9 protein-coding genes are annotated in these 13667 nt (G+C 61.4%); 5 read left to right on the plus strand and 4 right to left on the minus strand.

Annotation, left to right across the window (positions count from 1 at the left end):
• Positions 1-5: 5 nt before the first annotated feature.
• Complete coding sequence (locus ACVI9W_RS24185; protein ID WP_461531513.1) at positions 6-1352, minus strand: hypothetical protein; 1347 nt, start codon at positions 1350-1352, stop codon at positions 6-8.
• A 238-nt stretch (positions 1353-1590) separates the two neighbouring features.
• Between ACVI9W_RS24185 and ACVI9W_RS24190 the strand changes: the two genes are divergently transcribed.
• From ACVI9W_RS24190 to ACVI9W_RS24210, 5 genes are all read left to right on the plus strand, one after another.
• A complete protein-coding gene (locus tag ACVI9W_RS24190; RefSeq protein WP_461531514.1) occupies positions 1591-3048 on the plus strand; it encodes a sensor histidine kinase in 1458 nt (485 codons plus the stop codon).
• A 187-nt stretch (positions 3049-3235) separates the two neighbouring features.
• Positions 3236-6019 (plus strand): multicopper oxidase domain-containing protein, encoded by a 2784-nt coding sequence (locus ACVI9W_RS24195; protein ID WP_461531515.1) that lies wholly within the window; start codon positions 3236-3238, stop codon positions 6017-6019.
• A gap of 17 nt (positions 6020-6036) precedes the next feature.
• Complete coding sequence (locus ACVI9W_RS24200) at positions 6037-7017, plus strand: SCO family protein (protein ID WP_461531516.1); 981 nt, start codon at positions 6037-6039, stop codon at positions 7015-7017.
• A 107-nt stretch (positions 7018-7124) separates the two neighbouring features.
• Complete coding sequence (locus ACVI9W_RS24205) at positions 7125-8621, plus strand: sensor histidine kinase (protein ID WP_461531517.1); 1497 nt, start codon at positions 7125-7127, stop codon at positions 8619-8621.
• A complete protein-coding gene (locus ACVI9W_RS24210) occupies positions 8590-10020 on the plus strand; it encodes a sigma-54-dependent transcriptional regulator (protein ID WP_461531518.1) in 1431 nt (476 codons plus the stop codon). Before ACVI9W_RS24205 ends, ACVI9W_RS24210 begins: the two co-directional genes overlap by 32 nt.
• A gap of 156 nt (positions 10021-10176) precedes the next feature.
• Here the strand turns inward: ACVI9W_RS24210 and ACVI9W_RS24215 are convergent, their stop codons facing one another.
• The 3 genes from ACVI9W_RS24215 to ACVI9W_RS24225 form a co-directional block, all read right to left on the minus strand.
• Entirely contained in the window at positions 10177-11370 is a 1194-nt protein-coding gene (locus ACVI9W_RS24215) for a hypothetical protein (RefSeq protein WP_461531519.1), read from the minus strand.
• Positions 11371-11458: 88 nt separating this feature from the next.
• Entirely contained in the window at positions 11459-11926 is a 468-nt protein-coding gene (locus ACVI9W_RS24220) for a VOC family protein (RefSeq protein ID WP_461531520.1), read from the minus strand.
• Between the two features lie 108 nt (positions 11927-12034).
• Complete coding sequence (locus ACVI9W_RS24225; RefSeq protein WP_461531521.1) at positions 12035-13654, minus strand: NADP-dependent glyceraldehyde-3-phosphate dehydrogenase; 1620 nt, start codon at positions 13652-13654, stop codon at positions 12035-12037.
• Positions 13655-13667 lie beyond the last annotated feature (13 nt).

Below are 13667 nucleotides of genomic sequence, written 5' to 3' on the forward strand. Positions count from 1 at the left end.
GATGTTCATGGCACGAGCACCACTTCTTCGCTGTCGCTACCGCCATAGGCGCTGGTCACCGTGACCGTGGCCGGTGGAAGTGGCGTTTGTCCGGCGGTGAGTGTCTTGACCGCGCCAGTGCCACTCAAGGTGCCGATGAGCGTGCCGTTGCCGGTGGTGGCGACGAGCGACGGTGGGCTGGTTTCGTCGCTGGTCGAGGCGACCAGGGTCAGCTCTCCCGCATTCAGGCTGTACTCGGCGCGCTGGATCACGACCAGGTCGGTCAACGGCAGGCTCATTGTGGTCGGGGTGCTGCTGGGGATCGCCAACTGGTTGTTGGCGGTTACCTGCAGGCTCAATGGCAGTGTCGGGTTGAGGGCCGACTGGCCATACCAGGCACCGGTGGAGTTGGCTTCGGTGAGGTTCAGGTTCGGGGTCTGGCTGATCAGAGCGGCGGTGCCGGGTGGCGGCGGAGCCTGCACGAAGACATCCTGCTGGGCGCGTAGGTCGCCGTTTTCGCTGTGGCGCGAGAACGTGCTGCGCTGGGCAATCACCGGCGTTGGCCGCACGACCTCAGAGAGCTTGCCGGAGACCGAGAACAGTGTGGTACGCAGGTCCAGGCCATTGGGGCCTTCGATGCGTACGAAGTTGGTGTTGAACGGGCTGCCGGTCACCGCTTCATTGAGGTTCGGGTCACCGATGTAACGCTCGCTGGCACCGGTTTGCGGGTTGGTCTCGGTGTAAGGGCCGCCGGCACCGCGCAAGAACGGGCCGACATCGCCTTTGAGCGCACCGGTGTAGGTTTGTGGGGTGCCGATGCCGATGTCGCGGGTCATGTTGATCGCCCGGCGTCCTCCGGCAGGCACATCGAAGACTTCCACGCCGTACGGGTGGGTGATGATGTAGGTACCGGCGGTGGGTACATCGACGCGAATCCGTACCCGGGCGAAACTGACCTGGTCGCCATCAACCACATCTTCGGCGGCGAAGGCGGCCTCGATGGCGGTGCCGTAGCTCAAGTCAATCCCGCGTGCCGCGTCGACAATCGCCGCATCGGCAGTGAACCAGAAGGTCTCGTCGGGGTAGTTGGTGGGAAAGCTGATCGGCTTGGTGTCGTCGAACACCCCGGGTGCGGGGTTCAGCACACACATGTACGAGGGCGCGCCGGGAGCGCCGGCCACCCGCGAACTGACAGCCTTGGACAAGCATAGGTCGAGCACCCGGCCGTGGGTGTCCTGGTACCAAGCGGCGAATCCACCAGTTGCCGGCAGGTAAGGGCCGGGGTCTACTTCAAAGAGCGCGGCCTGAGCCGGCGCTTGAACCAGGCCTGCCAGAATCAGCAAAGCCAATGGGTGGGGCGTTGGACGGTGCATGAGTCTTCCCTCTTGCAATCGGGCCCATGGGGGTTGGGTCGTCTGCACAGGGCTCGGCAACTTCCATACCAATTTTTTAAAAGCCTTCTACGGCGCGCCTTGCAAGGAAATTTCGCGCTGTTGGACGCAAGTAATGGCGGGGCCGATGACCCAGGGTTGGGGGCAATTGGGGCAAGCTTGCGGGGCAAGTGGAAGCAACTGGGCTATAACCTAAGAAGTCATTTGCCAGGAGTTCGCGATGGACTTGCAATCACGCCTGGATTCACCCTCCGTACACGAAACCGCGCATGATCAAGCGCCAGCCAAGCGGCCGTTCAACCTGTTGCGTTGGTATGCGTTCGTCAGTCTGGCGATCATCCTCTCGGTGGCTGTAGGGCTGGGGCTGATTTCCAGCCGCTTCGTGATCAACGAAAGCGTCGAGCGCGATGCGTTGCTGACCGCGCAGTTCATCCAGTCCATCGCATCGGCCGAAGTGCGCCACGTGTCCATTCCCAATGTGCGGACCATGGGCGAACTGCTCGACCCACGGCTGGACCAGAGCTTTCCCGAGGTCAACCCCGAGGCGCGGCGCAATGCTCGCGGTGAGTTTCTTGATCATGTTGCCCACTTGCCCGACATGCTCCTGGCTAACATCTATGCCCCGGACCGCACGGTGATCTGGTCAAGCAACCCGGCGTTGGTTGGCCGGATGATCGAGTCGGACGAAGACCTTGATCACGCCTTCGATAACAAAGTGCGGGTCTCGGCCAGTTACCACAACGTCGATCAGGCGCGCGCCGAACAGAAATTCATCACCCCCCCTGAGAGCTTGTTCATCGAAAACTACATTCCACTGTTCGATGCTGACGGTGTGAACGTCACCGCCATGGTTGAAATCTACAAGGAACCCCGTGACCTGATCGGGCGTATCGAGCACGGCCTGCTGATGATCTGGATGGCTGTCGCCGTAGGCGCTGCACTGGTCTATGGCGGCCTGTACTGGCTGATGTACCGTGCCAACCGGCACCTGCAGCAGCAGCAAAAGCGTCTGATCAACAACGAAACCTTTGTCGCGCTGGGGGAGATGTCTTCGGCGGTGGCGCACAGCCTGCGCAACCCGCTTGCCAGCATTCGCTCCAGTGCCGAACTGGCTCAGGAGGTCGAAGAAGGGCCGGCGCAGAAGAACATTGGCGACATCATCAGCCAGGTCGATCGCATGTCGCACTGGGTGCGCCAGTTGCTGCAGTCGTTACGCCCGCTCAATGACGAAGCGCAAGCGGTGGAACTGGAGCGGGTGCTGCAGGACAGCCTGCAGGCGTTCTCGCTGCAACTCAGGCGCCAGGGCGTCGAGGTCCAGGTTGACCCGCTGGCCAATGTCCAGGTACTCAGCCAGGCGGTCCTGCTTGGGCAGATCTTCAACAGCCTGATTGCCAATGCCCTGGAAGCCATGAGCGACGGTGGGACGTTGCGCGTTGAACAGGTTCGCCAAAGCCGAAAAACCCTGACCTTGCGCCTGTGTGACAGTGGCAAGGGCATGACCGACGAGCAATTGCGCATGGCCTTCAGGCCGTTCTACACCACCAAGCAGGGTGGCCTGGGCGTAGGGCTGGTGCTGGTCAAACGGATTATGGAACGCTTTGGCGGCACGGTGCGCCTGAGCAGCCGCGAAGGCGAGGGCACGCGAGTGCAACTGAGCTTCCGCGTGGCCCGGGAGTAGTGCCGGGCTGAAGGTAGTGGTGGTGCTGAAACCCGAATCTGGGGGAGGTTTCCCCCATTTTTTTTAACGAGTACTGACAGATTTTGCTGCTAAGCCATTGATAATTAGCTTGTACATATCTTGAAACAGTTTTGGCCGGGTAATTGCACTTCGACATTACCGGTTGGCAAACACTGGGTGAAAGATCATGAGCAAGCGTGTGCATTACCCCCTGTGCCTGAGCGCCGCTCTGGCATTGCTGCTGGCGGCCGAAGTGCCTGCCAGTCCGATTGATGATGTCGAGCAGCCGGAGCCGGGAGATCCGTCGGCCTACAACGATGTGCCCGCTGATCCCGCTGCTGCCTTGAACAACCTGCGGCTGCTGCCGGAGGCCAATGTCGGTGCCTTCGACCTGCCGGATGGTGTCGAAGGCGACCGTAATACGCCGCGTCAGGACAACACCCGGCCACCGGCATTGCAGACTTCATTCAACTACCCCACCAACGGCGCCCCGAGCCCGATGTTCGGCGCTCAGCCTTTCAGTCAACAGCTGTTGCTGTTCGAAGAATTCGGTCCGACCCGTCTGGACCCCACCACCCCGTCTGGTCTACAGGTGTTTCCCGCGCCCAGCACCGGGCCTGCGCCGCAGCAGGACCCCGTCAATGTGTCCCGCAGTGCACCTAACGGGCCACTGCTCGATGCCTTTCTCAAAGAGCCAGGGCTGACCCCGTATCCCAGCCAGTATGCCAATGTGGTCGATCGCAACCCCTGGCAAGTGCAGATCGAGGGGTTTCTCAATCGCCATATCGGCGCTTCCGCCGAAGGCCGGCCACCAGGAAAAGGCTGGTCGCACCAGCGCTGGAACGAGTTCTACCCGCAAGCGGCCTACAAGACTGCGCAGGCCGGCGCACGGGTCAACGGCGGGCTGCGTGACGCCATGCAGATGCACCACTACAGCGTCGGCGAGTTCGGCCCCGGTGGCCTGTATTACAACACTGCCGGGCAGGCCAACACCCTGGGTACGACCAAGGGCGTCGACACGCGCTTTCATCCCAATATGCCCTTGCAGGATCACAAATCGCTATGGACCTTCGACGGCACCCTGCCAGCCAAGCTGCTGATGGTGCGTTACGGCCAGCCGCTGTTGATGCGTCACTACAACGCTTTGCCGATTGACCCGGCCGCCAACCACGGCTTTGGCTTGCACACCATCAGCACCCATGAGCACAACGGGCATGCGCCGGCGGAAAGCGACGGTTATGCCAACGCGTTTTTCTTTCCCGGGCAGTATTACGACTACCGCTGGCCGATCCAGCTGGCCGGTTACGACAGCATCAACACCCGCGCCGAAGATCCGCGGGCGGCATTTCCGTGCACGCCCGGCGAAAAACTGTGGGTCAACGACGCCGAGCCGGGCCTTAAAACCTGTGATAACGGCAGCATCCGTATCCGCGGCGACTGGCGCGAAACCATGAGCACCCATTGGTTTCACGACCACATGCTCGATTTCACCGCGCAGAATGTCTACAAGGGCAACGCGGCGATGATGAACTATTACAGCGCCCTGGATCGCGGCAACGAAGCCTTCGAAGACGGCGTCAACCTGCGCTTGCCCAGCGGCTCGGCCTTGTCCTGGGGCAACCGCGACTATGACGTCAACCTGCTGATCGCCGACAAAGCCTGGGGGGCGGACGGTCAGCTGTGGTTCAACCCGTTCAACACCGACGGCTTTCTCGGTGACCAGGTGCTGGTCAACTGGCAGTACAAACCGTACCTCGACGTGCGCGCGCGCAGTTACCGCTTGCGGATTCTCAACGGTTCGGTATCACGCTACTTCAAACTGGCACTGGTGCGCGAGATCAAGGGCAGTGGCGGCGAGTTCGCCGGGCCCAAGGGGTCGGGCCTGTCGTATGCGCGGGTGCCGTTCCACATGATCGCCAACGACGGCAACATCATGGAACACTCGGTGCCGTTTGACGGCAGCATGGACCTGGATGCCGACGGTGACCGCCAGAACCACAACGCGATTCTGCCGACCCAGGGGATCGCCGAGCGTTTCGACATCATCGTCAACTTCGCCAAAAACGGAATCAAACCGGGCGACAAACTGTTCTTCGTCAACCTCAAGGCGCATGAAACCGGCAAAGGACCGAAAGAGGACATCCCTCTGGCCGACGTGCTGTCGGAGAAGTACCTGGCGGTGATCAAACAGACCAGCAAGGGCCCGCAATGGGACAGGGGTGACCCTGCGGTGGGCAAGGTCCTGCAACTCAACGTCAAGGCCTACAGCGGCCAGGACCTGGCCATGGACCCGGCGGCCTATGAGCCGGCCAAACCGGGCAAGGCCGAAGGCAAAATCATGATCCCGCTCAAGCTGCACCGTGATAACCCGGCCGATCTGGCACGCCTGGCCCAGGCCCGGCACCGGACCTTTGTCTTCGGGCGCTCGGACGGCACAGACCAGGTGCCGTGGACCATCAAGTCCGACGGCGGCCTGGGCTACAACATGGACCCGCGCCGGCTCAGTGCCGCGCCACAGCTGGCCACCGGGCCCACCGATGGCGGTTACGCCGGCGTCGGTACCCTGGAGGTGTGGAAGATCCAGAACGGCGGCAATGGCTGGAGCCATCCGGTGCATGTGCACTTCGAGGAAGGCATCATCCTCAGCCGCGGCGGCAAGGCCCCCCCAGAATGGGAAAAGTGGGCGCGCAAGGACGTCTACCGCATCGGCAGCGAGAGTGACGGCCTGGACAACGTCGAGGTGGCGATCAACTTCCGCGAGTTCGCCGGGACCTACATGGAGCACTGTCACAACACCCAGCATGAAGACAACTCGATGCTGCTGCGTTGGGACATCGAGCACCCTGGCCAGTTGCAACTGATGCCCACGCCACTGCCCAGCTGGGACGGCGTCAAGTACATCAATTCCGCCGCGCTGCCGACCTGGCGTAGCGGGGACGGCAAGGGCCCGCAAGTCAAGATCAGCAACTAGCCGAAGGGGAGTGAGCCATGGGGCGTATATCAATCTGGCTAGGCACGGCTCTGCTGTGCTGGGCGTTCCAGGTGCTGGCAGAGGATGCCACGCCCTGGGGCGCGGGGTATTTTCCGAACACACCGCTGACGGATCAGGACGGTCAACAGGTGCACTTTTTCGATGACCTGATCAAGGACAAGGTGGTGGTGATCAACTTCATCTTCACCGGCTGCGGCGACTCCTGTCCGCTGGAGACCGCACGTTTGCGCCAGGTCCAGCAACTGCTGGGGGACAGGGTCGGGCGTGATGTGTTTTTCTATTCGATCAGCATCGACCCGCTCAGTGACACCCCTGAAGTACTCAAAGCCTACGCTGCCCGTTTCAAGGTCGGACCGGGCTGGCGCTTTCTGACCGGTGACAAGGATCAGATCGACCAGCTGCGTCGGCGCCTGGGGCTGTTCATCGAAGGGGTCGACAATGGCCGCAGCCGCGACCACAACCTGAGTCTGATTGTCGGCAACCAGACAACCGGGCGCTGGATGAAGGCCTCGCCGTTCGAAAACCCCTGGATCCTCGCCGACCAGTTGGCCAACAGCCTGCAGAACTGGAAGACGCCCAGTGCCGAGCAAAGCTATGCCCAAGCGCCGGATATTCGCCCACCCAGCAGCGGCGAGGAGCTGTTTCGCACGCGCTGCGCGGCTTGTCACAGCCTGGGCCCGGAAGATGGCCAAGGCATCGGCATGCGCAGCGTCGGGCCGGATCTGCTCGGCGTCACCCAGCGACGCGAGCGGGCCTGGCTGAGCCGCTGGATCCGTGAGCCGGATCGCATGCTGGCTGAGCGCGATGCTTTGGCGGTGATGCTCTATCAACAGTTCAACCGGGTGGCCATGCCTAACCTGCGTCTGAACCAGCAGGATGCCGACAACCTGCTGGAATTTCTTCAGCAGGAAACCGAGCGTCAGGAGACGCTGAAGCAGGCACACGCAGCGAACGACGGGGCGGGCAGCGTGCAGTAAAGGCAAAATACTATCAGTGGGCGACTGGCCATTAGTATTGATTCAAAACATCGTCACCTGGCTGGGCTATAAGTTGTAAGAAAAAAACAGCCCGCCAGGAACGATCGATGCAGGTGCTGAATAAGAAACTGGCCGATGAGGGCCACCCAAACCAAGCTTCACCTGACCGGACCTTGCGCGAGTTCAACCTGTTGCGCTGGTTTTCTGTGGTCAGTCTGTTGATCATCGCCTCGGTGGCGGTAGGGCTGGGCTATGTCTCGACGCAGTTTGTGGTCAATGACAGCGTCGAGCGTGATGCCATGCTCACCGCGCAGTTCATCCAGGCCATGGCCAAGGCCGAGGTGCGCCATTCGCGAATTCCGCCGGGCATCACCATGGCACAATTGCTCGATCCGCGGATGGACAAGCAGCACCCAGGGATCAGCGCCGACCTGGCGGCGTCCACGCGTATCGAGTTTCTCGACCACGTCGAGCACTTGCCCGACACCCTGTTGACCAATGTCTATGCCCTGGACCGGACCATTGTCTGGTCCACCAACCCGTTGCTGATTGGTCAGAAGATCGTCGGCGATGACGACCTCGACGAGTCGTTCCATTCGCAAGTACCGGTATCGGCCAGTTACCACAAGGCCGATGAAGACCGCGAAGAACAGAAGTTCCAGCGTGAGCCGGAGTACCTGTTCATCGAGAACTACATCCCGATGTTCGACGAGACTGGCACTCAGGTGCTGTCGATGGTGGAGGTGTACAAGGAGCCGCAGGACCTGGTACGGCGCATTCAGCGTGGTTATGTGCTGATCTGGACGTCGACCTTGCTTGGCGGCGCGCTGATCTACTTCGGCCTGTTCTGGATCGTGCGCCGTGCGGCGAGCCTGTTGCATGCACAACAGACCAAACTGGTGGCCAGCGAAACCTTTGTCGCCCTTGGCGAGATGTCCTCGGCGGTGGCCCACAGCTTGCGCAATCCGTTGGCCACCATCCGCTCCAGTGCTGAACTGGCTCAGGAAATTGCCAGTGAGCGCTCGCAGAAAAACATCGGCGACATCATCAATCAGGTTGACCGTATGTCGCGCTGGGTGCGTGAGCTACTGGTGTCGTTGCGGCCGTTGAAGGACGATGCCGAAGCCGTTGACCTGATTGCGGCGGTTGAAGACACCTGCAGCGCCTTTGCCCAGCAGACCGAGCGCAACAAGGTGCAGCTGCAAGTCAGCACGCCGCCGACGGCGCTGGTGGTGAGCCAGCCGGTATTGCTTACGCAGATCCTCAACAGCCTGTTTTCCAATGCCCTCGAGGCGATGCCAGGCGGTGGCCGGTTGACCCTGGAGGTGCTTGAGCTGCCCGGCGAAGGCAAGGTCCAGCTAACCTTGAGTGATACCGGCAAGGGCATGAGTCAGCAACAGGAACGAATGGTTTTCAAACCTTTTTTCACCACCAAACAGGGCGGCCTGGGCGTCGGTTTGGTGTTGGTCAAACGAATAATGGAGCGTTTCGGCGGCGCGGTCAGCCTGACCAGTCGCGAAGAGGAAGGAACCCGCGTATGCCTGATTTTCAATGTTGCAGCGGGAGGGGATCATGGAGCACAGCATCCTGGTGGTGGAGGATGATGAAATCCTTGCTGAAAATATCCAGACCTATCTAGAGCGCAAAGGCTTCGAGGTCACGGTTTGTCATAGTGCCGAGGAGGCGCTGGAGCAACTGCCCAAGTGTCAACCCGATGCGGTGCTGACCGACAATTCGTTGCCGGGCATGAACGGTCATGAGTTGATCAAGGCCTTGGCCGAGCGTGCGCCGGAGCTCAAGGTGATCATGATGACCGGCTACGGCAACGTAGAAGATGCCGTGCTGGCGATGAAGGAGGGCGCCTTTCACTACCTGACCAAACCGGTGGTGCTGGCCGAGCTCAAACTGATGCTCGACAAAGCCCTGGCGGCCGAGCGCCTGGAACGTACGCTGTCGTTCTACCAGGAGCGCGAAGCGCAAAAATCCGGTGGCCAGTCGCTGATCGGCGAGTCGCCGGCGATGCTCGGGCTCAAGCACACGCTCACGCAGTTGCTCGATGCCGAACGACGCATGGCCAGCGGTGATTTACCGCCGGTGCTGGTGGAAGGCGAGACTGGCACGGGCAAGGAACTGGTGGCCCGCGCCCTGCATTTTGACGGCGCACGCAGCAAGGGGCCGTTTATCGAATTCAACTGCGCCTCGATTCCGGCCAACCTGCTGGAGGCAGAGCTGTTTGGCCATGAGAAGGGCGCGTTCACCGATGCCAAGGACCGCCGGGTCGGCCTGGTGGAAGCGGCGGATGGCGGCACGCTGTTTCTTGACGAAATCGGGGAAATGGACCTGATCCTGCAGGCCAAGCTGCTGAAGTTGCTGGAAGACCGGACGATACGCCGGATTGGTGCGGTGAAGGAGCGCAAGGTCGATCTGCGCATCATCAGTGCTACCAACTGCAACCTGGAGCAGATGGTGCAACAGGGCAAGTTTCGCCGTGATCTGTTCTTTCGCCTGCGTATCATTTCGATCAAGGTCCCGAGGTTGTATGCCCGGGGTGAAGACATCCTGCTGCTGGCCCGGCACTTCCTCGCCCTGCATGGCAAGCGCTATGGCAAGTCGCACTTGTATTTCAGCCCGGAGGCCGAAGAGCTGCTGCTCAACTACAGCTGGCCGGGCAACGTGCGGGAACTGCGCAATATGCTTGAGCAGACGGTATTGCTTGCGCCTAACGAGGAGATTGCGCCGCATCAGCTCAATGTCTGCATGAGTCTGGTCGATGAGCCGTTTGAGATGCCGGCACCGGCGTTTCATGACAACCATCATGGCAGTGCTGAGGTTCCGGCTTCCACCAGCTTGCCTGAGGTGGAGCGCGAGATGGTGCGCAAGATGCTTGATCGTACCGACTGGAATGTCACCAAATCGGCGCGGCTTCTGGGGTTGAGCCGGGATATGTTGCGTTACCGGATCGAGAAGCTTGGCCTGACCCGGCCAGATAAGCGGCAGTGGTGATGGTGGGAGCGGGCCTTGCCCCGCGATCGGGCGCGTAGCGGCCGCAAATCCTGAGTGTGCGGACTCTCTGGTACACCGCGCCGCTTGGGTTTACTGCCGCCTTGCGGCAGATCGCGGGGCAAGGCCCGCTCCCACCCGGTCTCATTTGCCCCGCGATTACTCACGTCCACGCATGAAGAAGCCCGCGACATACTTGCGAAAGGTGTCCAGGCTCTTGAAGTCGGCATAGCGCTTGAACGTTTCGCCTTCAGGCTCCGGCCCCAGCGGTTGTTCGGTCAGCGATACCGATAGCACCCGGTCCTGATCGGAGCTGAGCACCAATGCATCCATGCCCTGGCCACCAATCACCGGGCGGCGCATGATTACCCGCACACCCTTGCTGGCCATCCAGTCGATCAAGGAGATGAGCATCTTCAACGGCTCGCGCTCTTCATCGCGATACACCGGAAACAGCTGCCCACGCGACAGCACCGGGACGCTGGCGACATGAATCAGTTCGTAGAAATGGCTGCCCGCACTGGCCGGTGAGTAGATGGCCAGGGCCAGCAATGGCCCCGCGGTTTTGCTGCCGCCCCACAACAGGTGATGCCCCTGAAAGTCGAAGCCGTCTTCGCTGCGTTCGTTGTACACCTTGCGTGCCTTGATCTGGCTGACGCAATCGAGCATCAAACCGTAGCGACGATGATTGCCAAAGGCGCTGGAGTCGCGCAGGCGCGCCTTGAGCATCATCATGTGCTTCATGTCCAGGCGGGTTTCCAGGTAGTTGCTGGCCGGCACCCGCTCGATCAAGGGGTAACGGCTGGCGACGCTGCGCAGCTCGGCAAATTGTCCGCTGAGGTCTTTTTTCAGGTGGCTGGCATAGACGTTCAGGCCACCGGCCTCGATTAGCGTCAGCAGCAAGGACAGCAAACGGTGTTGCTCGCGCTTGTCACCCCCATTGCCAGCCTCGCCACCGCTACCAGGGGCGGGGCGGCGAAAATCGCCGATCAGGCGCAAGGGCGTGTCGGGGGGTAACCAGGCGGCCGGGATTACCTCGACATCCTCTGGGCGAGCAGCTTCGCGCTCATCCTTGATGAATGCGCAGTCGCAGGCATGCTCGGCGGTGCCAGGGTTGTTCTTGAGAAACAGGGTGCCGGTATTGCCGTTGAGATTGACGTTGAGAATCGGCATTGCCCGCGGTTGGCAGTCACACGCCAGCCAGTGCCCGGCCGCGCGGATCTTGAGCAACAGCTGATTGGCCTGCAGCAGGCGTGGGCCGGCCAGGTTGCCTTGGACAAAACCGTGCAGCAGCTCATCTTCGGCAGGGGTGAGCGTGCGCACCAGCGCGGTGTTTTTTTCGATGATTCTCATGAGCAATCCTGGCCAGCCTTCCTGTGCCCGCCACCTTAATGCAAAGCCCGGCTGACGGCCATGGCTCGCCAGCCGGGAACCACCGGGATTACTGTCCGCCGAACAGCTTGGCGGCGCGGGCGCGGATTTCTTCCACCGAGACGTCCTCAACGTGGGACGAGACGAACCAGAGATTGCCGAACGGGTCTTTCAAGGTGCCGCTGCGGTCACCGTAGAACTGGTTTTCCACGGCCCTGACCTGGGTGGCACCGGCCTTGAGGGCCTGGGCAAAGCGCGCATCGACATCATCGACATACAGGTGCAGGCCAATCGCTGCGCCACCGAGCGACTGGCTGCTGACCAGGCCACCCTCCATGTCGCAGGGGTCGGCGAGCATAATCGATGAGTCGCCAATCTTCAGCTCTGCATGCCCGACCCGGCCATCCGGGCTTTCCAGGCGGAACATCTCGACCGCGCCGAACGCGGCTTTGTAGAAGTCGATGGCCTTGCCGGCATCCTTGATGCCCAGGTAAGGGGTAATGCTGTGCTGTCCTTCGGGGATTGGTTTGACGGCCATTTTATGAATCCTCCTTAGCGCGCCGCAGGGTGGATGGCGCGAAACTGTATATTTGTACAGTTTCGGCGATTGGGCAAATCAAAACCTGCGGCGCTGGACGGACGGCAATCAGAAAATGTAATCGGTGGTCAGGAAGCTGGAATCACGATTACGGATGATGTCGCTGATCAGCTGCTTGTTGCTCTCCTGGAACTTGGTCGCCACCAGTGTGCGGATCGAGAACACGCGCAGCGCATCGTGTACCGACAAGGTGCCTTCGGCGGAGTTCTTGCGGCCGTTGAACGGGTAGGTGTCCGGGCCACGCTGGCACTGGGCGTTGAGGTTGATCCGCCCGACCTGGTTGGCGAAGGTGTCGACCAGGCGGCCGACTTCAGCCGGGTTGGTGCCGAAGATGCTCAGTTGCTGGCCGAAGTCGGAGTCGAGCACATAGTCGATCACGGTCTGCAGGTCGCGATAGGGCACCACTGGCACCACCGGGCCGAACTGTTCTTCCTGGTACACGCGCATGCCGGCATTCACCGGGTACAGCAGCGCCGGGTAGAAGAACGAGCCACGGCTGCTGCCGCCTCCTGGGTTGATGACCTGCGCGCCTTTTTCGACGGCATCGGCCACCAGGCCGTTGAGGTAGTCGATCTTGCCCGCCTCGGGCAGCGGCGTCAGCGCTACGCCAGGTTCCCAGGGCATGCCTGGCTTGAGCGCAGCCAGCTTGCGCTGGAACTTGTCGAGGAAGCTGTCGACCACCTGCTCATGGACGAAGAGGATCTTCAGCGCCGTGCAGCGCTGGCCATTGAACGACAGGGCGCCAGTAACGGCCTCGTTGACGGCATTGTCCAGATCGACCTCGGGCAACACGATCCCCGGGTTCTTCGCATCCAGGCCCAGAGCGGCGCGCAGACGATGCGGGCGTGGGTGGAGCTTTTTCAGGTCGCTGGCCGCCTTGTTGGTGCCGATGAAGGCAAACACATCGACCTTGCCACTGGCCATCAGCGCGCTGACGGTCTCGCGGCCGCGCCCATAGATAACGTTGATCACCCCGGCCGGGAAGCTGTCACGGAAGGCTTCGAGCAGGGGGCGAATCAGCAGCACGCCGAACTTGGCCGGTTTGAACACCACGGTGTTACCCATGATCAGCGCCGGAATCAAGGTGGTGAAGGTTTCGTTCAGCGGGTAGTTGTAGGGGCCCATGCACAGTGCCACGCCCAGTGGCGCGCGACGGATCTGGCCGAGGGTGTCCTGTTCCAGTTCGAAGCGGCTGGAGCGGCGGTCCAGCTCCTTGAGGGCATTGATGGTGTCGACGATGTAGTCGCAGGTGCGGTCGAACTCTTTCTCCGAGTCCTTGAGGTTTTTGCCGATCTCCCACATCAGCAGCTTGACCACCGCCTCACGTTGCGCGCGCATCTTGCTCAGGAAGGTCTCGACGTGCTGGATACGTTCAGCCACACGCATAGTTGGCCAGGTACCGCGGCCTTTGTCGTAGGCGTGCACGGCGGCGTCCAGGGCGGTGAGGGCGGTGTCGGCATCGAGCAGTGGCGTGTTGCCGAGGATCACCTGGCGCTCTTGATCACCTTCTTTGAGCCATACCGGGCTGCGCACGGTGGCCAGCGGCCCGTCCCAACGCTGCAACTGGCCGTTGACCAAGTACTCGCGTTGCACCAGCGGTTCACCCAGGCGGTACGCCTCGGGGATCTCGTTGGCGGTGGGAAACAGCGAATCGAGCAGATGGTCCATGGGCGCAGCACCT

Source organism: Pseudomonas sp. 210_17 TE3656, assembly GCF_054821965.1.

Coding starts and splice junctions, on each gene's coding strand:
- ACVI9W_RS24185 (WP_461531513.1), bottom strand. CDS start 1,352: ATGCACCGTCCAACGCCCCACCCATTGGCTTTGCTGATTCTGGCAGGC.
- ACVI9W_RS24190 (WP_461531514.1), top strand. CDS start 1,591: ATGGACTTGCAATCACGCCTGGATTCACCCTCCGTACACGAAACCGCG.
- ACVI9W_RS24195 (WP_461531515.1), top strand. CDS start 3,236: ATGAGCAAGCGTGTGCATTACCCCCTGTGCCTGAGCGCCGCTCTGGCA.
- ACVI9W_RS24200 (WP_461531516.1), top strand. CDS start 6,037: ATGGGGCGTATATCAATCTGGCTAGGCACGGCTCTGCTGTGCTGGGCG.
- ACVI9W_RS24205 (WP_461531517.1), top strand. CDS start 7,125: ATGCAGGTGCTGAATAAGAAACTGGCCGATGAGGGCCACCCAAACCAA.
- ACVI9W_RS24210 (WP_461531518.1), top strand. CDS start 8,590: ATGGAGCACAGCATCCTGGTGGTGGAGGATGATGAAATCCTTGCTGAA.
- ACVI9W_RS24215 (WP_461531519.1), bottom strand. CDS start 11,370: ATGAGAATCATCGAAAAAAACACCGCGCTGGTGCGCACGCTCACCCCT.
- ACVI9W_RS24220 (WP_461531520.1), bottom strand. CDS start 11,926: ATGGCCGTCAAACCAATCCCCGAAGGACAGCACAGCATTACCCCTTAC.
- ACVI9W_RS24225 (WP_461531521.1), bottom strand. CDS start 13,654: ATGGACCATCTGCTCGATTCGCTGTTTCCCACCGCCAACGAGATCCCC.